The following is a 19,598-nucleotide window of genomic DNA, read 5'->3' as shown; positions in this document are numbered from 1 at the left end:
ATATGCTTATTTTAGGACACCCTTTAATCCCTAGTGATCGTTTTATTTTCATTAAAAACACCGATGCTATTCATTCTAGCACCAATAACGATATAGTGTGTTTTGAAGCGCACCCAAAAAATTTGGAATTAGCTAAGTATTGCTGTGAAAATAGCGTCAATTTTAGCGTGATCTTTTTATCGCACAAGATAGAAACGGACGCCTTTTTTTTATTCAACGCTTTCAAACCGCTCTATTGTATTTTTAAGGATATTAAGCAAGCCATACTCGCCCAACAACACGCCACTAATTACTTATTAGATAGCAAAATCTTGTTTTCTATGGATTTAAACGATACAGAGTCGTGGGAAATTTGCGCTAAAAATCAAATAGATGGCGTGATTTCTAAGGATTCACTCCTTTTAAAATAAGCCCTTTTTAAACAAATCTTAGTTATAATAGTTCCTTTTTAAGGGGAGATGTCCGAGTGGTTGAAGGAGCACGCCTGGAACGCGTGTAAGGTGCAAGCCTTCGAGGGTTCGAATCCCTCTCTCTCCGCCATTTAAAAATGCCACGAATGCGAAACAAAAAACAAAAAGCTCCTTTCAAACAAGCTACGCCTTTCAGGGGTTAGAAAGATTTTCATGCCAATTTCTACATCCACCTTATGATACAAAACGATCGTGCGAAACTGCACCCCAAATTTCCCGATAGCCCTGAAATAAGTGTTATGAAAATTGAAATCTTTTAATGAATCCCAAGTATTCACCACCAAATCTTTGACTTTATTGTTGAGTATCCATGTGTTAGCGGCCAGTTGCAAGCCAAAGAAAAAAGCCCAGCGGTTGATAGGGTTTTTAGCGTAGGCGACCATAAAATCCCCTCCCACCCCATAAGTGAACATGTTCGCTTGCAAAGTGGAATCGTTATTGAAAAGCACGTTACCATAATCTATAAAGAAATAATACCTAGAATAAGCCCAATCGTTTTTAGGATTCACTTCATAGCCTTGAAGGATTGAAGCCCCTTGTAAAAGCTTGTTAGTGTTTAAAGGGCGCATAAACACCGTGCCTATTTGATAAGAAGAAGACATGTAACTCAAATTTTCAGCATTTAAAATATTTAAAAAACTTATACTCAGTATTAAAATTCTTAAATAATGCACTTGCTTGTAAAATCCTTGTCTTTCTTTTTTCAAACCATCCAATGACCCTTTATCACGCTCAAAAGTTAGGGGTGTCTTATTATTTTTGAACTATTATCATAGCAAACAAACTGAATTTTTTTACAAATAAGGACGCTCATTGAACGCTCTATCTCAGCCAATGATTAATGTTAGTCAAGGTAATTTTAATCAAAACATGCTATTATTTGGAATGATTTATTATTATAAGGCGTTAGAGACGCTTTGGCTGTTTAAAAAGAGCCTAATTTAAATGCAATCTTAAAAGGAGAAGTGCTTTGAAACTACTGGTAGTAGATGATAGCTCAACTATGAGAAGAATTATTAAAAATACACTTTCACGCTTAGGCTATGAAGATGTTTTAGAAGCTGAGCATGGGGTGGAAGCTTGGGAGAAACTAGACGCTAATGCGGACACTAAGGTGCTTATTACAGATTGGAACATGCCTGAAATGAACGGCTTGGATCTCGTTAAAAAGGTACGCTCTGATAGCCGTTTTAAAGAAATCCCTATTATTATGATCACCACAGAGGGCGGTAAGGCCGAAGTCATTACGGCTTTGAAAGCGGGCGTGAACAACTACATTGTGAAACCTTTTACCCCCCAAGTTTTGAAAGAAAAATTAGAGGTTGTTTTAGGGACAAACGATTGAGTGTTAAAGCCAATGTATTATGAGTTTTTCTTTATCTTCCCTAAGGAGCGAGAGCTTTTTGAGAGCTTTCTTTTAGACACCACACACCTAGCCTTAGAAGAATCAAGCTTAGAAAATTTAAAAGCGTTTGACGATGAAGAAACCATTGAATTTGTAAGCCAATCCAGTTGGCGTTATTTCGCCACTCATGACCCCCTAAAGGAAAATTTAAAAGAAAATTTAAAAGAAAAACCCCCACATCTCAAAAATTTCGTTATTTTACGCTCTGAAAAAAATTTGAGCGATTCGCTTTTTCCGGCGTTAGAAGCGTTTTGTTTGAACTTAAAGCAAAGTTTGCAAAGCGAGTTTGATTTTTTCTACCTTTCACGCAATCTGGCTTCAAAAGACTGGCTAGAAGCCTACAAACAAGCTGTTTTACCGGTGCAATGCGCCAAATTTTACATACACCCTAGCTGGCATCAAAAACCAAGCCATATCGCTACAGATGATAGTATAATGATCGATCCGGCTTTGGCCTTTGGATCAGGCCATCATGAAAGCACTTCCATGTGTTTGGAACTGCTCTCTAACCTTGATTTAAAACGCAAAAACGCCTTAGATGTGGGTTGTGGGAGCGGGATTTTGAGCATCGCCTTAAAAAAACAAGGCGTTAGCGCTTTAGTAGCTTGCGATACGGATAGTTTAGCTGTTGAAGAAACCCTAAAAAATTTTAGCTTGAATCAAATACCCCTATTAGCGCAAGATAAGGTCATTTATGGCTCTACGCAAAAAATTGAAGGGCGTTTTGATATCATTGTGGCGAACCTTGTCGCTGATGTAATTAAGAGTTTGTATAGTGAATTTGTGCGGCTTTGTAACCACACTCTTATTTTATCAGGGATTTTAGAAACCCATTTAAACTCTGTTTTACAGATCTATTATAATGGATTTGAGGTTTTAGAACAGCGACAGCGTAACGAATGGGTCGCTCTAAAATTGCTTAGAAAACAATCAATAAATTAAGGATTATAATGAAACCAACGAACGAACCTAAAAAACCTTTTTTTCAAAGTCCCATTATCCTTGCGGTTCTTGGAGGGATTTTGCTCATTTTTTTTCTACGCTCTTTCAATTCTGATGGCAGTTTTTCGGACAATTTCTTAGCTTCTAGCACTAAAAATGTGAGCTACCATGAAATCAAACAGCTCATCAGCAATAATGAAGTGGAAAATGTGAGTATCGGTCAAACTTTGATCAAAGCCAGCCATAAAGAGGGCAACAATCGTGTGATTTATATCGCTAAACGAGTGCCTGATTTGACCTTAGTGCCTTTGTTAGACGAGAAAAAAATCAATTATTCTGGTTTTAGCGAGTCTAACTTTTTTACGGACATGTTAGGGTGGCTCATGCCTATTTTAGTGATTTTAGGGCTATGGATGTTTATGGCAAACCGCATGCAAAAAAATATGGGTGGGGGTATTTTTGGCATGGGGAGCGCGAAAAAACTCATTAACGCTGAAAAACCCAATGTGCGTTTTAATGACATGGCGGGCAATGAAGAAGCCAAAGAAGAGGTGGTAGAAATCGTAGATTTCTTAAAATACCCTGAACGATACGCCAATTTAGGGGCTAAAATCCCTAAAGGCGTGTTATTAGTAGGGCCTCCAGGAACCGGTAAAACCCTTTTAGCCAAAGCGGTGGCCGGCGAAGCGCATGTGCCGTTTTTCTCTATGGGAGGGAGCAGTTTCATTGAAATGTTTGTGGGATTAGGGGCAAGCAGAGTTAGGGATTTGTTTGAAACCGCTAAAAAACAAGCCCCTAGCATTATTTTTATTGATGAAATTGATGCCATAGGTAAAAGCCGAGCGGCTGGAGGCGTGGTGAGCGGGAACGATGAAAGAGAGCAAACCTTAAACCAGCTCTTAGCCGAAATGGATGGCTTTGGGAGCGAAAACGCGCCTGTGATTGTCTTAGCCGCAACGAACCGCCCTGAAATCTTAGATCCGGCCTTAATGCGTCCAGGGCGCTTTGACAGGCAGGTTTTAGTGGATAAGCCTGATTTTAATGGCAGGGTAGAAATCTTAAAAGTGCATATTAAAGGCGTGAAACTCGCTAATGATGTGAATTTGCAAGAAGTCGCCAAACTCACCGCAGGGCTTGCGGGAGCGGATTTAGCGAATATCATCAATGAAGCCGCGCTTTTAGCGGGACGAAACAACCAAAAAGAAGTCAAACAACAGCATTTAAAAGAAGCGGTTGAAAGAGGGATTGCTGGGCTAGAAAAGAAAAGTAGGCGCATCAGTCCTAAGGAAAAGAAAATCGTCGCCTACCATGAAAGCGGGCATGCCGTGATTTCTGAAATGACTAAAGGGAGCGCTAGGGTGAATAAAGTCTCTATCATTCCAAGGGGCATGGCGGCTTTAGGCTACACCCTTAACACGCCCGAAGAAAACAAATACTTGATGCAAAAACACGAACTCATCGCTGAAATTGATGTGCTTTTAGGCGGGAGAGCGGCTGAAGATGTCTTTTTGGAAGAAATTTCTACCGGTGCGAGCAACGATTTAGAAAGGGCGACTGATATTATTAAAGGCATGGTGAGTTACTACGGCATGAGTAGTGTCAGTGGGCTTATGGTGTTAGAAAAACAGCGGAACGCCTTTTTGGGAGGTGGTTATGGGAGCAGTAGGGAATTTAGCGAAAAGACCGCAGAAGAAATGGATCTTTTCATTAAAAACTTGCTAGAAGAACGCTATGAGCATGTCAAACAAACCTTGAGCGACTACAGAGAAGCGATTGAAATCATGGTCAAAGAATTGTTTGACAAAGAAGTCATTACAGGCGAGAGGGTGCGTGAAATCATCAGCGAATACGAGACCACCAACAATTTAGAAAGCCGTTTGATCCCTTTAGAAGAGCAAGCGAGTTAAAAGTGCGAGCTTACAAACAGATTTTTGATAAGGGTTTAAAGCCTTATGATAAACACTCTGTTTGTTTAAAGCTTTTTTTTAAATTCTGTTTTCTAAAAACCCGCACTTATCAACAGCGTTATAAAGCGTTTGCTCTAACGCTCTTTTTTTGTGAGTTTTTTAGCGCTTGTAAGATTTTTATTCCCATAATTGATTTTAAAATCGTTTTTATTCCTATTCTAAAAGCCAAGTTACAAAGAATCTCTAATGCCTATTAACCCTCTCTATCTTTTCCCTAATCTTTTTACCGCTAGCAGTATTTTTTTAGGCATGATGAGTATTTTTTACGCTTCCAGTTACCAATTTGCCATGGCGTGTTGGTTAGTGGTAGCGAGCCTTATTTTAGACGGGCTTGATGGGCGTGTCGCAAGGCTTACCAACACCACTAGCAAATTTGGTATAGAATTTGACTCCTTAGCTGATGTAATCGCTTTTGGAGTGGCTCCGAGCTTAATCGCTTACTTTTATGTGGGGTATAACTTTGGGCGCATAGGCATGGCGGTGAGCGCGTTGTTTGTGATTTTTGGAGCGATACGATTAGCGCGATTCAATATCAGCACCAACACAAGCGACCCCTATTCTTTCATCGGTATCCCTATTCCTGCTGCGGCGGTATTGGTGGTGCTTTGTGTGTTATTGGATAACAAATACCATTTTTTAAAAGGAAATACAGAAAAGTTATTTTTAAGCTTTATTGTCTTGTTGGGGGTGCTTATGGTGAGCAATATCCGCTACCCTAATTTTAAAAAAGTCAAATGGAATCTCAAGCTTTTCATCTTAGTGTTGATTTTTTTATCGTTAGTGTTTGTGCGCCCTTTAGAGGCTTTAAGCGTGTTTATGGGGTTATATTTGATTTATGGCATCATTCGGTGGCTCTTTTTAATGGTAAAAATTATTTTTAATAAAAATAAGAACGCATGAAAGAATCTTTTTACATAGAGGGAATGACTTGCACGGCGTGTTCTAGCGGGATTGAACGCTCGTTAGGGCGTAAAAGTTTTGTGAAAAAAATAGAAGTGAGCCTTTTAAACAAGAGCGCTAACATTGAATTTAACGAAAACGAAACCAATTTAGACGAGATTTTTAAACTCATTGAAAAGCTAGGCTATAGCCCTAAAAAAACCCTCACTAAAGAAAAAAAAGAATTTTTTAGCCCTAATGTTAAATTAGTGTTGGCGGTTATTTTCACGCTTTTTGTGGTGTATCTTTCTATGGGGGCGATGCTTAGTCCTAGCCTTTTACCTGAAAGCTTGCTTACGATTAACAACCATAGTAATTTTTTAAACGCTTGCTTACAGCTTATAGGCGCGCTCATTGTCATGCATTTGGGGAGGGATTTTTACATTCAAGGGTTTAAAGCCTTATGGCACAGACAGCCCAACATGAGCAGCCTTATCGCCATAGGCACAAGCGCTGCCTTAATTTCAAGCTTGTGGCAATTGTATTTCGTTTATACAAGCCAGTGGTCTTATGGGCATTATTATTTTGAAAGCGTGTGCGTGATTTTAACATTTGTGATGGTGGGCAAACGCATTGAAAATGTTTCTAAAGACAAAGCTTTAGACGCTATGCAAGCCTTGATGAAAAACGCCCCAAAAACCGCCCTTAAAATGCAAAATAACCAACAGATTGAAGTTTTAGTGGATAGCATTGTGGTGGGGGATATTTTGAAAGTCCTCCCTGGAAGCGCGATTGCAGTAGATGGTGAAATCATAGAGGGAGAAGGGGAATTAGATGAGAGCATGTTAAGCGGCGAAGCGTTGCCGGTTTATAAAAAAGTCGGCGATAAAGTCTTTTCAGGGACATTCAATAGCCACACGAGTTTTTTAATGAAAGCCACGCAAAATAACAAAAACAGCACCTTGTCTCAAATTATAGAAATGATCCATAACGCTCAAAGCTCAAAGGCAGAGATTTCTCGCTTAGCGGATAAGGTTTCAAGCGTGTTTGTGCCAAGCGTGATCGCTATTTCTATTTTAGCGTTTGTGGTGTGGCTCATCATCGCGCCTAAACCCGATTTTTGGTGGAATTTTGGAATCGCTTTAGAAGTGTTTGTATCGGTTTTAGTGATTTCTTGCCCTTGCGCTTTAGGATTGGCTACGCCTATGAGTATTTTAGTAGCGAACCAAAAAGCGAGTTCTTTAGGCTTATTTTTTAAAGACGCTAAAAGTTTGGAAAAAGCAAGGCTAGTCAATACGATCGTTTTTGATAAAACCGGCACGCTCACTAACGGCAAACCTATCGTTAAAGGCGTCCATTCTAACATAGAATTATTAGAGTTATTGAGTTTAGCGGGCAGTATTGAAAAGAGCAGCGAGCATGTCATCGCTAAAGGGATTGTAGAATACGCTAAAGAGCGTAACGCCCCCTTAAAAGACATTAGCGGAGTTAAGGTGAAAACGGGTTTTGGCATCAGCGCTAAAACAGATTATCAAGGCGCTAAAGAGATCATTAAAGTAGGCAATAGCGAGTTTTTTAACCCTATTAACACGCTAGAAATTAAAGAAAACGGGATTTTAGTGTTTGTGGGTAGAGTGATCAGTGAAAAAGAAGACGAGCTTTTAGGGGTGTTTGTTTTAGAAGATTTGCCCAAAAAAGGCGTGAAAGAGCATATCGCTCAAATCAAAAAATTAGGCATTAACACCTTTCTTTTAAGCGGGGACAATAGAGAGAATGTCAAAAAATGCGCGCTTGAATTAGGGATTGATGGCTATATCAGTAACGCTAAACCACAAGACAAGCTCAACAAGATTAAAGAGCTTAAGGAAAAAGGGCAGATTGTGATGATGGTAGGCGATGGCTTGAATGACGCTCCTAGCCTTGCTATGAGCGATGTGGCAGTGGTGATGGCTAAAGGGAGCGATGTGAGCGTGCAAGCAGCGGACATTGTGAGTTTTAACAACGATATTAAATCGGTTTATAGCGCGATTAAATTAAGTCAAGCGACCATTAAAAATATCAAAGAAAATTTGTTTTGGGCTTTTTGTTATAATAGCGTGTTTATCCCTTTAGCTTGTGGGGTTCTTTATAAGGCTAATATCATGTTAAGCCCGGCGATTGCGGGTTTAGCGATGAGCTTAAGCTCTGTGAGTGTGGTTTTAAACTCCCAAAGGCTAAGGAATTTTAAAATTAAGGATCATTGAATGAAAGCAACTTTTCAAGTGCCAAGCATTACTTGCGACCATTGCGTGGATAAAATTGAAAAATTTGTGGGCGAAATTGAAGGCGTGAGCTTTATTGAAGCGAGCGTGGAAAAAAAGAGCGTGGTTGTAGAATTTGACGCTCCAGCGACACAGGATTTGATCAAGGAAGCTTTATTAGATGCGGGGCAAGAAGTAATATAATAAAGGTAGTGTGATATAGAAGTGGTGTGGTAAGAAGTAGCGGATTAATGTTGAAAGTGGTTTAGTATAAAAATAAGCCAAATACCGCAACATTCAAAAGGGTTATTGTGTCTTTTAATGCTTTGTTTGGGTGTTTTTACGCCCTTCAATGGTGATTTATCATAACAATAAGGGAAAGAAATTATCGCATTTTCCTTTTCTCATTTCCATTTTTGATACAAACGAATCTGCTTGTTCAAGCCGCTAATTACACCACCAATAAAAGAAAGGGAGCTACGAGACAGATTGCTTCTGCATTGCGAACGAATCAGTTCACAGATTTTAATAAACAATATGCATAACTCGTCAGGTTTCATGTTGCCAACAAGGCATAAGCCCTGTATATATTTAATAGGGACAAGAACGCAAGAGCAATCATCCTTTAAGTCATTGTCTAGTCGCTGTATTAAGCCATCCATACCCTTTTGGACCCTTTTGGATTATCTCATGCATTATTTCTAAAACACGATATTCCCTTGCTAAAAAAAAGAACAAGATGAATGCATGATGCGAAGTCTATTGCTTATTTTGCATAGCCTCTTTGTTAAGTCAAGTAATGATAAGTAAAGATTTCTAATGTCTGGCATGACTATCCTTTATTGGCGGTTGTCATGTTATGTCATGCGTTGCCTTAAAAAACACTATTAGATCTTTTGGCAAGGTTTATCTATATTCACACAAATTTCACTAAGATCATCCCGCTAAACGCGTTGTTTTTATAAAATTCTATGCGATAGATCCTTTCTTGCTTGTCCAATGAAAAGCGTTTTTGAAAATCTTTAAATCTAATCGTATAACCCGCTTCATTAGGCTTACTCTCATTAGAAACGCTAAAGCCAATCACATTCGCGCGGATATTATCCATGCCATGGATATAAAAACTCTCTTTCACTTCAACCACGCTCCCTATCTTAACCATTTGATCCTTATTGTCAATTTGCATTTTCACTTCTTCTAAAGAATGATCAAACTCTATATAAAAGGGCGATAATCGTGTCATGAGCTTGTTGCCGTATTTTAAAAACACTTCTTGCTTGTTTTTGACTAGCCCTACAATGTAAGCGTTGCTCTCTACGGGGATTTGTGGGATTTTAGTGTTGCTAGGTAAAGGGAAATGGTTGAGTTTAGGGCGTAAATTAAAAAGGGGCATTTTAGGCAGAGAGCTGATTTTTGCCCACAAGCTTTTATCATTGATTAGGGCATGCACGCTGTTAGGGTTAAGCTCAAAATCGCGCTTAAAAGGGATATTGAGCTGATTGAGTAAGCCCTCAATGGCTTGCAAGTGGTAAAACACTCTTGATGCTAAAGGGAGTTCTTTGCTGGCTTCATTGGCAAAAGCGCTCTTTTTTTGGTTGATCGCATAAAAAGTTAGGGCTTTTTGCATTTCTGTATCGCCTTGAGCGGTGCGCGTGTTTTTTAAATGGTATTTTTCAATGGGGTGCAATAAATGGGCGTTGATGCTCTCAATCGTATTGTTGGCAAAAGCAAGCAAATTAGGGAATTTCGCCCCTTTAACTTCATCTTGATCAATGATAAAGCAATTCCCCCAACGCTTGGGATTGAGCATCGCATCAACATAAACAGGGCGATAATACCCACCACCATCATGCAAGTGCAAGACAGCGTCTATATTGGGTTTTGCAATCAAGGATTTGATTTCTTGGATAGTGGGGTATTCAGGGTCATTCTTGTCTAAAGTGGCAAATTTGCGGTTCATATCCCCATACAAGCCCCTATGATTTCTTAACATGGAAGGCTTATTCAATACGGGAACCACTTCCACCAAGCCTTTTAAAACGCTATAGTGCATTAAAAATAAATTAGCCGCATTAAACCCCCCAGGCTCATCGCCTTGAATCCCCGCTAAAAGCAACAAATGTGGGGCTTTGTCTCTATCCTCTACATTTGTAGGGGCTTTTTCTATCATCTCTATCGCATGCAAAAACACCCAAGAACACAAACCCCACACTAAAAGCCATATTTTTTTCATCCCATCTCTCTACTATTTGAAACTAAAAGATCGCTAATTATACCTAAAAACCTTTTTAAGGGTGTTTTTTAAAATTTCCATGAAAAAGGAACGAAAAATGCTTGTGAATGATCAATTCTATTTAAAAGGTTTTTTATGGATATTTTAAAAACTCTTCAAAAGCATTTGGGCGGTGTTGAAACAAGCGATTTTACAACCAATGCGATAGAAAAATCCCAACAAATCGCTAAATTCAGTAGGGACATGAAAAATATAAACGAGAGCGTTGGGGCGTTGCAAGTCTTGCAAATCGCTTGCAAAAAACTCCTGAATAAGAGCATGGGTTTAGAAGATAAAGACGCTTTGCAAGCTTCTATCATCAAACAGGAATTGCGAGAAATTGTAGAAAATTGCCAGTTTTTAGCCTCCCCTTTGTTTGACGCTCAGCTCAACATTGCCATTAACGATGAAGTTTTTTCCATGATTGCGGCTAATCCTTTGAATTTATTGGAAAATGTTGGCGGGTTTCAAGCTTATTTGGAAGAAAAATTAAACGAAATTAAAGAATTATTAAGTTATTTGAGCGAAAGCCTTTCAAACCCTAAAGCTTTTATGTCAAGTTTTTCAAATCAAAACCTTAAAGATTTGTTGAGCGATAACTTGATGGCTTAAAATCTAGCTCTCTAATTTAGAAAACTTGATTTTCCATAAAAAGAATGAGCCTAAAAACGCTATTACAAATAAGCCCACCAAGTAATAGCCCAAGTCTGTAAATTCTAGGCTTTGTAGAGTACTTAAAAGGCGGTTTTCAAATTTTAAATGGAGTTTCTCGCTAACGACTTGAAAAAGCTCAATCAACCCGATAAAGAGCGCGATAAACACGCTTAAAGCGGTGATGGAGATGTTGTAGTAGATTTTCCTTAAAGGGGTTTTGAACGCCCAATCATACGCCTTGAGCATGAACGCCCCATCTAATGTGTCAAACAAACTCATGCCAGCGGCAAAAAGAATGGGTAAAGAGAGCATGCCCACCACACTCACTTTAATCGCGCTACTAGAGAGGGCCAAAAGCGCGATTTCACTAGCGGTATCAAAGCCTAGCCCAAAAAGAAAACCCACAGGATAAATGTGCCACGACTTGGAGACGAAATTAAACAAAGGCTTAAAAAAGCGGTTGAGTAAGCCCCTACTCGTTAAAAGCCGTTCAATCTCTTCATTTTGTTGCTGGCTCAAGCTTTCATTAGAGTGCGATTTTTTGAATATTTTTAATAGATCTATTAAAATAATCGCATTCAATAGCCCTATAATGAGCAAGAAAAGCCCAGAAACTAAAGTCCCCACTACCCCCCCTATTTCTTCTAGCATCGGCGTATGCTCTTTGGCCCAAGCGATCGCAAACGCGCTGATGATGGTCATTAAAATCACCACGCTTGAATGACCCATAGAAAAGTAAAACCCCACACCATAGGCGTTTTTGCCTTGTTGGGTGAGCTTTCTAATGGTGTTGTCTATGCAAGCGATGTGATCCGCATCAAACGCATGCTTTGCCCCTAGCATGTAGGCCATAGAAGCCGCCGCATAAAACGAAGCGTTATTAGCCATAAAGAGCAACGCCAAACCTAACGCATGCAAGAACACAATCGCTAAAAAATAAGGAAACCACAATTTCACAGCACGCCTTTTATAAAATAATATTTTTTGGATAATTGTAATATATTTTGTTAAATTAGAAAATCTTAAGTTTTGTTTTTTGATTATTTTGCGAATTGCCCTAAAAAATTTTTAACTAGATTCGTTTTTCCCACCCAAAAATTTGATCCATTCGTCTCTATCAATCAAAAGCACTCCGTTAGCTTGAGCCAGTTTTTGAGCGGCCTGCGTGAAGTAGCTGTTGGTGATCACGCAAGCTTTTTCGCAAGCGTAGTAAGCTTTAGAAGAGACCACCTCTTGAATGGCTTTGGGCGAAACTTTATGCGAGTAGCGTTTAGCTTGAACCGCCCATTTGATGCCGTCTTTTTCTATGATCAAATCCGCTCCATAATCGCCGCTTTTTTGAGTGATTGTAACTTCAAAACCCTTTGAAGTGAAAAAGATTTTGGAATATTCTTCAAATTCAAAGCCGTTCATGGCGTCTATTTTTTGCAAAATGCGTTTGAGTTGGCGCTTCTTATACGAAGAAATAACGCCTTGAAATAACACTAATATTGAAAAAACGCCAAGAATTGACAACAATTTTAAAAGCAAGTCATTAGCTGAAGTAGCTAATTTCAATTCTAAGGCTTTTTCCAATAAAACATGCCAAATTAAATAAATCCCTACCGAAAACAAAATGACAAAAATAAAAAATACAATCTTTTTCATGCCTTAAAGCCACTCTGCATTTTCTATAGCGTTCAAACGCTTTTCTAAACCCTCCATAAGAGAATAGTAAGCCTTATTAAGGGCTTTGATTAAAGCGTTATGATAGGTTTTATCTTCTTGGGAAAAAAGAGAGGGGTTGTCGCCCAAACGATTAGCGTAATAAACAGGCACGCTGAAAGCGGTAGGGATTAAAAGGGTGTCAAACGGGCAAGTTGTTTGCGGGGTGCATTCTAAAATCAAGCTCGCTTGAAGGTTTAAAAAACGCATGACGGATTTTGGGTCAGCGTTAGGCTCAATCGTCTTTTTAAGCCTTTCTTTAATGGCTTTTAAATCTTTAGGACTCTCTTCAAAAGAAAAAAAAACATTGCCTGAAACATTGAGGGTAAAAGTGCTTTTATCTTTTAAAAAATAAGCGATTTGTTGGGCGATTGCTTTTTTAAATTCTTTTTGGTAAAAGGGCGGCACAAAACGGGCGTTAAAAAAGATTTTAGGGGGGGTTAAAGTGAAAGCGGTTTTTAAAGCGCTATTTTTGGGGTAATCTTTGTATTTTAAATGGAGTGTGGTTTTGTTGAAAAACTGACACCCTAGTAAAATAAAAGCAACACCAACGCTTAAAACCCTTAGCATTCTGTCAAACGCCCATGCTCTAATTTCACATGCTTAGTGGCTAATTTTAGCGTGCTTGGGTTGTGCGAAATAAGAATGATCAAGCGGTTTTGTTTCAATTCTAAAATGCTTTGTTTGATGCTCTCTTCTGTGTGATTATCCAAAGCGGAAGTGGCTTCATCAAAGATTAAAACTTGAGCGTCTTTATACAAAGCTCTTGCAATGGCGATTCTTTGGCGTTGACCGCCGCTAAGATTAGCGCCAAATTCATCTAAAACGCTCTCTATCCCATGAGGCATTTTTTCCACAAAATCTAAGGCTTGAGCTTTTTTTAGGCATTCTTTGATTTTCACCTCATCAATTTCTAAACCATACGCCACATTTTCAGCCACGCTCCCGTTAAAAATAAACACCCTTTGAGTGACAACGCTAATCTTTTCTCTTAAGGATTTTTGAGTGATGCTCTCTATTTTTTGATCATTGATGAAAATTTCGCCCTGGCTTGGCTCATAAAGGCGTAAGATCAGATTCACTAATGAGCTTTTACCGCTCCCGCTTTCGCCTTTTAGGGCGATGATTTCATTTTGTTGGAATTTCAAACTAATATCGCTTAAAACATAACGCTCTTGATTGTCTAGCGCATAAGCCAGCCATACCTTTTTAAATTCAATGGTGTGTATGGCGTTATTTAGCGTCAATTCCCCATCAACAATAGCCGGCTCTCTTTCTAAAATCTCATGGATCCTGTCGCTAGCGACTAAGGCTTCTTGAAAATTAGAAACAATCCTAGTTAAGCGTTTAATCGGCGTATAGAGCATAAAAAGGGCCGTGATGAAAGAAAAAAACGCCCCCACGCTAATATGGCCCCTAATCACTTCATTCCCCCCTAAATAGATCACTAACGCTATAGCGATTGAGCCTAAAAACTCCATTAAAGGCGAAGAAATTTCAGCCACGGCGATGTTTTTGATACCGATTTTAAAAAACGCTTCATTTTCTTTCACAAAAGCCTTATGCTCTAACTTTTCGCCATTAGAGATTTTAATCGCTTCCACATTGTTAAAGACTTCACTCAAACGAGCGGTGATTTTGGCATTACTCTCTTGATGGGATTTAGCGAGTTTTTTAACCTTACGAATGATTTTACTGATAGGAATAGCAGCTAGCGGCATGATGACTAGCCCCACTAACGCTAATTTAGGGCTTTGATAGATCACCACCCCCACTAACCCGACAATCGTTAGCCCCTCTCTTAGGCTCTCTGAAAGGTAATTGGACAAACTCGCTCTAATCAATCCTATATCATTGGTGATTCTTGCGATCAATTCGCCCTTTTTCGTCCTGTTAAAAAAATCCATTTCCATTTTGAGAAGGCTTTCTAGCATAGTGTTGCGTATTTTTTTGACAATATCAAGCCCAATAAAGTTAGTGAAATAAGTGCCTAAATACATGCCCCCACTCTTGCCCAAATACGCCAAAATCACTAAAAAAGGCAGGATTTTGAGCATGTGAGTGTCTTTATTGATAAAAATTTCATCTAAAGTGGGCTTGACTAAATAAGTCCCCCAAGCCGTGCTTAAAGCCACCACTAAAGAAGAAAACAAAACCACTATAAAACTTTTATAATGCTCTTTAAGGTATTTAGAATAACGCCTGAAAAAGAGTTTCAAATGCTTAACCTTTGGATTTGATTAAACTTGTATTATAGTGTTTTTATTAAGGGATTTTTAACGCTTTAATAAACAGCTTAAAGCGATTGGTTAGAATTTGGCGCTAAGAGTTGTCATCAAATGGCTCCTGTCTGAATAAAGCGCTTTAGAGCCGGGCGTGGGCCTGTAACTCCCTACCGTAAAGCCTGAATGCGTCATCACGCCCAAATATTCTAATTTCACGCTCGCTGTCAAACTCTTACTGATCTTATAGCCCACATTAACAGCCGCGCTCGCTTCATTGGCTAAAGTGCCGCTAGTCCAACGCCATAAAGTCCCCCACAGCCACTTTTTATGCACGCCCCCACCAAAAACCCAACCAGAGACGGCATCAGCGGTTACCACATGGCTTAAGGCTTGCCCTATATCATAAACGCTATTGGTCCAAAAATCAATGCCTAAAGGGTTTCCTGTCGTGCCTATGTAAGCGTTTGCGTTTTTCCATACTTTATAAAACGCTCCTCCAAAATTAAATTCATTGTAATCAAATCGTTGCCTAATAAGCAAGCTTTGCCCGGCAGTGCCAGCTTTCACAGCGTAACGATAAGTATCTCTTCTTAAGGGGGCATGGACAGGGAGCAAAATATAAGCTTTTGTTTCGGATCTAAAGCCCACGCCATCAAAATTAGGGTTACTATCATAGCCTACAACCACTCCAGGGCTGTAATAAGTCCCGGGCGAAAATTGGAAAAAAGGGCTAACGCTAACCCCTTTCCTTTCATAAGTGTAATCCACTAAATGGATACCATAATTCAAAGTGCGCCCGTTTTTAACCACGGTTCTTGGAGAGTAAAAATCATAAATCCACTCCCCATAAGCGAACGCCCTACCCCATGAGCTAAACCACCATAATTTATGGCTTCCTTCATTTTTATCCTTAACTTTAGCGCTGATTTCAAAGCCTTGCGTGTAACCGCTCATGTAAGGAGCATTAGATTGATAACGCCCCCCTTTAGCCGCAAATGTATCCTTATAGCGGTATTCTAAAAAAGCGTTATTCATCAAATAATTACGGCGGATTTTATTAGCCCTAGCGTTCCCGCATGCTATAGAATCAATCACCTTGCCATCAGATCCAAGCGCGCACTCATGGATACTCGTGCCATCAAGCAAGGCCCTTTTACCCCCTAAATAGCCATCCCAATAACCGATGTAGTTATAAATAACCGATCCACCTTGATTAAATTTTGTGCTATCATAAGCGACCCCTCCTAGCGTGCCACCGACTTTTCCCTCTAAAACATGCCCTTGATCTTTAAGGCCTTTGGATAAAAAATCCGCATAAATATTGCCCTGCCCTACAGCGGTTACAAAAGTCTCTGTAGGATAAATCCCCCTAGAAATATCAATCTTTTTTTTATTAAAACCAACTTTAGAAAAGGACTCCGCTAAAACTTCAATTTTATAATCAAACGCTTGCAAAGAAGCGCTCAAACTTAAAACGTATAACCCACAAAAAACTTGATTCTTTAAAGGCGCGCTATTTTTCATTTTTTCCCTTTTAATAGCCAATACATCTTAAAGACTATACAATTCTTAACTGATCTAAAAAACAAAGAAGCATAATCAATCTATTTATTTACTTTTAATTAACTCAACTATTTTAGATTATAACGAAATTTTTTTAATTTCATCATAAAATGAGATAAAGTAAATCAAAATTTAATCAAATTGGGGTTTTTGTGCCGTTTTACAACCAAACCCATTTTTTTAAAAAAATGCTAAAAAGCATTTTTTAAGTTTGATAATCAATCTAATAGCAAAAATTCCAACACCGCCATGCGCATTGCCACGCCATTTTTGACTTGCTCTAAAACTTTAGATCGCTTGTCTTCTAACACCGCGCTTTCTATATCAATGTCCCTATGCACCGGGCCTGGGTGCAAAATAATGATCTCTTTATTTTTAGCGTGAGCCTCTAGGCGTTTTTGAGTGATGCAATAAGCGTTGCCGTAATCTTTCAAGCTCGCAAAAATGGGCGCGTTGTGGCGTTCGGTTTGGGTCCTCAAACTCATTAAGATGTCAGCAAATGCTATCGCTTCTTCAACGTTGTGCGTCGTTTTTAAAGAAGTGATAGGGAGCATGGAGCTTGGAGCGCACAGCATGATCTCAAGCCCTAGCCGTTGGAGCAATTTAATGTTACTATTAGCCACTCTGGAATTTTTCACATCGCCTATAAAAGCGATTTTCTTCCCTTTTAGATTTTCTAAACCGCCAAAATGCCGATAAAGGGTGAGCAAATCTAATAACGCTTGGGTAGGGTGAGCGCTTGTGCCGCTTCCTGCGTTAATCAAGGGGCATTGTGAAAATTCAGCTAATTTAAAAGGCGCGCTTGAAAAAGCATGCCGTGTGATGATAGCGTCAGGCTGCATGGCATGGATATTTTTAAAAGTGTCTATCAGGGTTTCACCCTTTGAAGTGGAGCTTGTTTGCATGTTTAATTTCACTATTTTTGCCCCTAACCTTAGGCTTGCGATTTCAAAACTAGACACCGTTCTGGTGGAATTTTCAAAAAATAACGCCACGATGATTTTATTATACATTTTTTCTTTTGTTTCTAAAGATACGGCGTTAAAATCGTTCGCATAAACGCTCGCTTTGTTCAATAAAAGCTTGATTTCATCTAGGCTTAAATCACTGGTTTGGAGCAAGTGTCGGCATTTTTTTGGCATAAAACCCCCTTTTAGTTATAATATAGGTTTTATTTTAGCTAAAAATGGCATGGGTTTTAGCAAGGAATGGGCTTGAAAAATCTCTCAACACTTCTGGTGTTTTTATTCTTTTGTTTGGGGTGTGTGAGCAATTTCAATGAAGACACTTACACGCTAGACTTAGTTTTAGAAAAAAAGATCCAAGCCAGCAGGAAAGGCGAAATCACCCAAGATAATGTGCCTATCATCACGGCTATCGCTACGCATTTAAACGATGTGGATAGCGGCACTTACTATGATCATGAGTATTTTTTAGTGGAGATTTTCACGCAAAATAACGATTGGATAGATGATGGCTATATTTCTTATGAACTTTTTGGCACAAAACCTACAGGCTCAGAGCCTTTATGGGTGCGAGAAATCACAAAAGATGAATTTGATGGCATTTTAGAAACCACGAACCGGTGGAGCAGAGCTTTTTTACTCGCTTTTAATAAATTGGATTATTTAGCGGTGCAAGAAGCCAAACTAGAGCTTGATGCCTATAATTTAGGCAAAATTGTTTTTAATTTCGCTTATCAAGTCCCCTTACCTCAATTTTAATGCGCTTAGATTACGCTTTATTCAGTCAGCATTTAGTGGGTAGCAGAGAAAAAGCTAAGGCGTTGGTTTTAAAAAAACAGGTTTTAGTCAATAAAATAGTGGTTTCTAAACCCTCTTTTATCGTTAAAGAGGGTGATAAGATTGAACTCATCGCTGAAAAACTTTTCGTTAGTAGGGCTGGGGAAAAATTAGGGGCTTTTTTAGAAAATCACTTTATAGATTTTAAAGAAAAGGTGGTTTTAGATGTGGGAGCGAGCAAGGGGGGCTTTAGTCAAGTGGCTCTTTTAAAAGGGGCTAAAAAGGTGTTTTGCGTGGATGTGGGGAAAATGCAATTAGATGAAAGTTTGAAACAAGACAAGCGCATAGAATGTTATGAAGAATGCGATATTAGAGGGTTTAAAACGCCAGAAACAATTGATTTAGTGCTTTGTGATGTGAGTTTTATTTCTTTATATTGTATTTTAGAAGCGATTGTGCCTTTAAGCGGTGAATTTTTGGTGCTTTTCAAACCGCAATTTGAAGTGGGCAGAAAAATAAAACGTAATAAAAAGGGGGTGGTAATGGATAAAGAAGCCATTTTAAACGCTTTAGAAAACTTTAAAAACCATTTAAAAACAAAGAATTTTCAAATCTTAAAGATCCAAGAAAGCTTAGTGAAAGGGAAAAACGGGAATGTTGAATTTTTTATCCATTTCAAGCGAGCCTGAGGTTAAAAGCTTAGCTATCGGTAAATTTGATGGCTTGCATCTAGGGCATCAAGCCCTTTTTAAAGAATTAAAAGATCCCAAAGCCCTTTTAATCATAGAAAAAAAACATTACACTAAAGGCTATTTAACCCCCCTAAAATACCGCGCCAAACTCGTGGGCATGCCTTTATTTTTTGTGTATTTAGAAGAGATTTCGCAATTAAACGCCCTAGAATTTTTAGAGCTTTTAAAAAAGAAATTCCCCAATTTAGAACACCTAGTGGTGGGCTATGATTTCAGGTTTGGGCATGGGAGGCAAAATGACGCTTTGTTTTTAAAAGAGCGTTTTGAAAAAACCATTATTGTGCCTGAAGTGAAAGTCCAAAACATTAGCGTGCATTCTAAGATGATCAAACTAGCCCTGAGTCATGGCGACTTATCTTTGGCTAACAAACTCTTAGGCAGGCCTTATGAAGTGTGCGGGGAAGTCATTAGCGATCAAGGCTTAGGGCATAAAGAATTAGCGCCTACTTTAAATATTAAAACTAAAGATTTTATCCTCCCTAGTTTTGGGGTGTATGCGAGTTTAGTGAGAATAAAAGATCCAATTTATCAAAAAAGCGTGAGTTTTATAGGCAATCGCTTAAGCACCGATCAACATTTCGCCATAGAATGCCATGTCCTTGATACTATTATAGAAAACCCGCCCCAAGAAATCGCTTTGCGTTGGGTTCAAAAAATACGAGACAACATGCGTTTTTCTTCGTTAAAAGAGCTTAAAAATCAGATCCAACAAGACATCTTAATGGCCAAAGAGATTTTGAGATAATTTGTGTTAAAATGACTCTCAAAAACCTTAAAAATGGA

Annotated in this window: 21 protein-coding genes and 1 tRNA gene; 13 read left to right on the top strand and 9 right to left on the bottom strand. The window is 38.9% G+C overall.

What is annotated here, in order from left to right; genetic code table 11:
- The first annotated feature begins 2 nt into the window (after positions 1-2).
- Entirely contained in the window at positions 3-410 is a 408-nt protein-coding gene (locus HG567_RS01790; RefSeq protein ID WP_000906066.1) for a hypothetical protein, read from the top strand.
- A gap of 42 nt (positions 411-452) precedes the next feature.
- Positions 453-540: transfer RNA gene (locus HG567_RS01785), tRNA-Ser, on the top strand.
- 1 nt (position 541) lies between these two features.
- On the opposite strand, the gene HG567_RS01780 is transcribed toward HG567_RS01785, so the two are convergent.
- Complete coding sequence (locus tag HG567_RS01780; RefSeq protein ID WP_097687607.1) at positions 542-1,186, bottom strand: outer membrane protein; 645 nt, start codon at positions 1,184-1,186, stop codon at positions 542-544.
- Between the two features lie 254 nt (positions 1,187-1,440).
- Between HG567_RS01780 and HG567_RS01775 the strand changes: the two genes are divergently transcribed.
- Genes HG567_RS01775 through copP form a run of 7 tightly spaced genes read left to right on the top strand, consistent with a single transcriptional unit; the run spans position 1,441 to position 8,107 of the window.
- Positions 1,441-1,815, top strand: coding sequence for a chemotaxis response regulator CheY (locus HG567_RS01775; protein ID WP_000772151.1), 375 nt, complete (start codon positions 1,441-1,443; stop codon positions 1,813-1,815).
- A gap of 12 nt (positions 1,816-1,827) precedes the next feature.
- A complete protein-coding gene (prmA, locus tag HG567_RS01770; protein WP_202140220.1) occupies positions 1,828-2,817 on the top strand; it encodes a 50S ribosomal protein L11 methyltransferase in 990 nt (329 codons plus the stop codon).
- An 8-nt stretch (positions 2,818-2,825) separates the two neighbouring features.
- Complete coding sequence (gene ftsH, locus HG567_RS01765) at positions 2,826-4,724, top strand: ATP-dependent zinc metalloprotease FtsH (protein ID WP_202139951.1); 1,899 nt, start codon at positions 2,826-2,828, stop codon at positions 4,722-4,724.
- Between the two features lie 2 nt (positions 4,725-4,726).
- Entirely contained in the window at positions 4,727-4,981 is a 255-nt protein-coding gene (locus HG567_RS01760) for a hypothetical protein (protein WP_108264005.1), read from the top strand.
- Entirely contained in the window at positions 4,971-5,684 is a 714-nt protein-coding gene (gene pssA / locus HG567_RS01755) for a CDP-diacylglycerol--serine O-phosphatidyltransferase (protein WP_202139950.1), read from the top strand. The genes HG567_RS01760 and pssA overlap by 11 nt, the downstream gene beginning before the upstream one ends.
- On the top strand, positions 5,681-7,906 hold the full coding sequence (copA, locus tag HG567_RS01750; RefSeq protein WP_202139949.1) for a copper-translocating P-type ATPase CopA: 2,226 nt from the start codon (positions 5,681-5,683) through the stop codon (positions 7,904-7,906). Before pssA ends, copA begins: the two co-directional genes overlap by 4 nt.
- On the top strand, positions 7,907-8,107 hold the full coding sequence (copP, locus tag HG567_RS01745; RefSeq protein ID WP_202139948.1) for a copper-binding metallochaperone CopP: 201 nt from the start codon (positions 7,907-7,909) through the stop codon (positions 8,105-8,107).
- Positions 8,108-8,307: 200 nt separating this feature from the next.
- Here the strand turns inward: copP and HG567_RS07745 are convergent, their stop codons facing one another.
- Both HG567_RS07745 and csd4 read right to left on the bottom strand, forming a co-directional pair.
- Positions 8,308-8,565, bottom strand: coding sequence for a hypothetical protein (locus tag HG567_RS07745; protein WP_237393067.1), 258 nt, complete (start codon positions 8,563-8,565; stop codon positions 8,308-8,310).
- Between the two features lie 254 nt (positions 8,566-8,819).
- Positions 8,820-10,136: a DL-carboxypeptidase Csd4 gene (gene csd4, locus HG567_RS01740; RefSeq protein ID WP_202163882.1), complete on the bottom strand. Its 1,317-nt coding sequence runs from the start codon at positions 10,134-10,136 to the stop codon at positions 8,820-8,822.
- Positions 10,137-10,271: 135 nt separating this feature from the next.
- On the opposite strand from csd4, the gene HG567_RS01735 reads away from it, so the two are divergent.
- Positions 10,272-10,787: a flagellar FLiS export co-chaperone gene (locus tag HG567_RS01735; protein WP_202139946.1), complete on the top strand. Its 516-nt coding sequence runs from the start codon at positions 10,272-10,274 to the stop codon at positions 10,785-10,787.
- A 3-nt stretch (positions 10,788-10,790) separates the two neighbouring features.
- On the opposite strand, the gene HG567_RS01730 is transcribed toward HG567_RS01735, so the two are convergent.
- The 6 genes from HG567_RS01730 to pyrB form a co-directional block, all read right to left on the bottom strand.
- The gene (locus HG567_RS01730) at positions 10,791-11,786 is read right to left on the bottom strand and encodes a HoxN/HupN/NixA family nickel/cobalt transporter (protein ID WP_000780404.1); all 996 of its coding nucleotides are present in this window, start codon (positions 11,784-11,786) and stop codon (positions 10,791-10,793) included.
- 111 nt (positions 11,787-11,897) lie between these two features.
- Positions 11,898-12,476: a restriction endonuclease gene (locus HG567_RS01725; RefSeq protein ID WP_202139945.1), complete on the bottom strand. Its 579-nt coding sequence runs from the start codon at positions 12,474-12,476 to the stop codon at positions 11,898-11,900.
- 3 nt (positions 12,477-12,479) lie between these two features.
- On the bottom strand, positions 12,480-13,103 hold the full coding sequence (locus HG567_RS01720; protein ID WP_202139944.1) for a neuraminyllactose-binding hemagglutinin family protein: 624 nt from the start codon (positions 13,101-13,103) through the stop codon (positions 12,480-12,482).
- The gene (locus HG567_RS01715; protein ID WP_202139943.1) at positions 13,097-14,752 is read right to left on the bottom strand and encodes an ABC transporter ATP-binding protein; all 1,656 of its coding nucleotides are present in this window, start codon (positions 14,750-14,752) and stop codon (positions 13,097-13,099) included. Before HG567_RS01715 ends, HG567_RS01720 begins: the two co-directional genes overlap by 7 nt.
- A 90-nt stretch (positions 14,753-14,842) precedes the next feature.
- Positions 14,843-16,282 (bottom strand): outer membrane beta-barrel protein HofB, encoded by a 1,440-nt coding sequence (hofB, locus tag HG567_RS01710; protein WP_202139942.1) that lies wholly within the window; start codon positions 16,280-16,282, stop codon positions 14,843-14,845.
- A gap of 257 nt (positions 16,283-16,539) precedes the next feature.
- Entirely contained in the window at positions 16,540-17,463 is a 924-nt protein-coding gene (pyrB, locus tag HG567_RS01705; protein WP_202139941.1) for an aspartate carbamoyltransferase, read from the bottom strand.
- Between the two features lie 66 nt (positions 17,464-17,529).
- Between pyrB and HG567_RS01700 the strand changes: the two genes are divergently transcribed.
- From HG567_RS01700 to HG567_RS01690, 3 genes are read left to right on the top strand one after another with little or no spacing between them, the layout of a single operon-like run.
- A complete protein-coding gene (locus tag HG567_RS01700; protein ID WP_202139940.1) occupies positions 17,530-18,045 on the top strand; it encodes a hypothetical protein in 516 nt (171 codons plus the stop codon).
- Complete coding sequence (gene tlyA, locus HG567_RS01695; protein ID WP_202163881.1) at positions 18,045-18,752, top strand: 23S rRNA (cytidine-2'-O)-methyltransferase TlyA; 708 nt, start codon at positions 18,045-18,047, stop codon at positions 18,750-18,752. The genes HG567_RS01700 and tlyA overlap by 1 nt, the downstream gene beginning before the upstream one ends.
- A complete protein-coding gene (locus tag HG567_RS01690) occupies positions 18,718-19,560 on the top strand; it encodes a bifunctional riboflavin kinase/FAD synthetase (RefSeq protein ID WP_202139938.1) in 843 nt (280 codons plus the stop codon). Before tlyA ends, HG567_RS01690 begins: the two co-directional genes overlap by 35 nt.
- Positions 19,561-19,598: the final 38 nt, after the last annotated feature.

The organism is Helicobacter pylori, from assembly GCF_016755635.1.
Classification (GTDB): Bacteria; Campylobacterota; Campylobacteria; order Campylobacterales; family Helicobacteraceae; genus Helicobacter; species Helicobacter pylori_CQ.
The sequence above is the reverse complement of the archived record's forward strand: the minus strand, read 5'-3'. Positions and strand labels throughout refer to the sequence as shown.

Coding starts and splice junctions, on each gene's coding strand:
- hofB (WP_202139942.1), bottom strand. CDS start 16,282: ATGAAAAATAGCGCGCCTTTAAAGAATCAAGTTTTTTGTGGGTTATAC.
- HG567_RS07745 (WP_237393067.1), bottom strand. CDS start 8,565: ATGGATGGCTTAATACAGCGACTAGACAATGACTTAAAGGATGATTGC.
- HG567_RS01720 (WP_202139944.1), bottom strand. CDS start 13,103: ATGCTAAGGGTTTTAAGCGTTGGTGTTGCTTTTATTTTACTAGGGTGT.
- HG567_RS01735 (WP_202139946.1), top strand. CDS start 10,272: ATGGATATTTTAAAAACTCTTCAAAAGCATTTGGGCGGTGTTGAAACA.
- ftsH (WP_202139951.1), top strand. CDS start 2,826: ATGAAACCAACGAACGAACCTAAAAAACCTTTTTTTCAAAGTCCCATT.
- HG567_RS01725 (WP_202139945.1), bottom strand. CDS start 12,476: ATGAAAAAGATTGTATTTTTTATTTTTGTCATTTTGTTTTCGGTAGGG.
- tlyA (WP_202163881.1), top strand. CDS start 18,045: ATGCGCTTAGATTACGCTTTATTCAGTCAGCATTTAGTGGGTAGCAGA.
- HG567_RS01690 (WP_202139938.1), top strand. CDS start 18,718: ATGTTGAATTTTTTATCCATTTCAAGCGAGCCTGAGGTTAAAAGCTTA.
- prmA (WP_202140220.1), top strand. CDS start 1,828: ATGTATTATGAGTTTTTCTTTATCTTCCCTAAGGAGCGAGAGCTTTTT.
- HG567_RS01790 (WP_000906066.1), top strand. CDS start 3: ATGCTTATTTTAGGACACCCTTTAATCCCTAGTGATCGTTTTATTTTC.
- HG567_RS01700 (WP_202139940.1), top strand. CDS start 17,530: ATGGGCTTGAAAAATCTCTCAACACTTCTGGTGTTTTTATTCTTTTGT.
- pyrB (WP_202139941.1), bottom strand. CDS start 17,463: ATGCCAAAAAAATGCCGACACTTGCTCCAAACCAGTGATTTAAGCCTA.
- copA (WP_202139949.1), top strand. CDS start 5,681: ATGAAAGAATCTTTTTACATAGAGGGAATGACTTGCACGGCGTGTTCT.
- pssA (WP_202139950.1), top strand. CDS start 4,971: ATGCCTATTAACCCTCTCTATCTTTTCCCTAATCTTTTTACCGCTAGC.
- csd4 (WP_202163882.1), bottom strand. CDS start 10,136: ATGAAAAAAATATGGCTTTTAGTGTGGGGTTTGTGTTCTTGGGTGTTT.
- copP (WP_202139948.1), top strand. CDS start 7,907: ATGAAAGCAACTTTTCAAGTGCCAAGCATTACTTGCGACCATTGCGTG.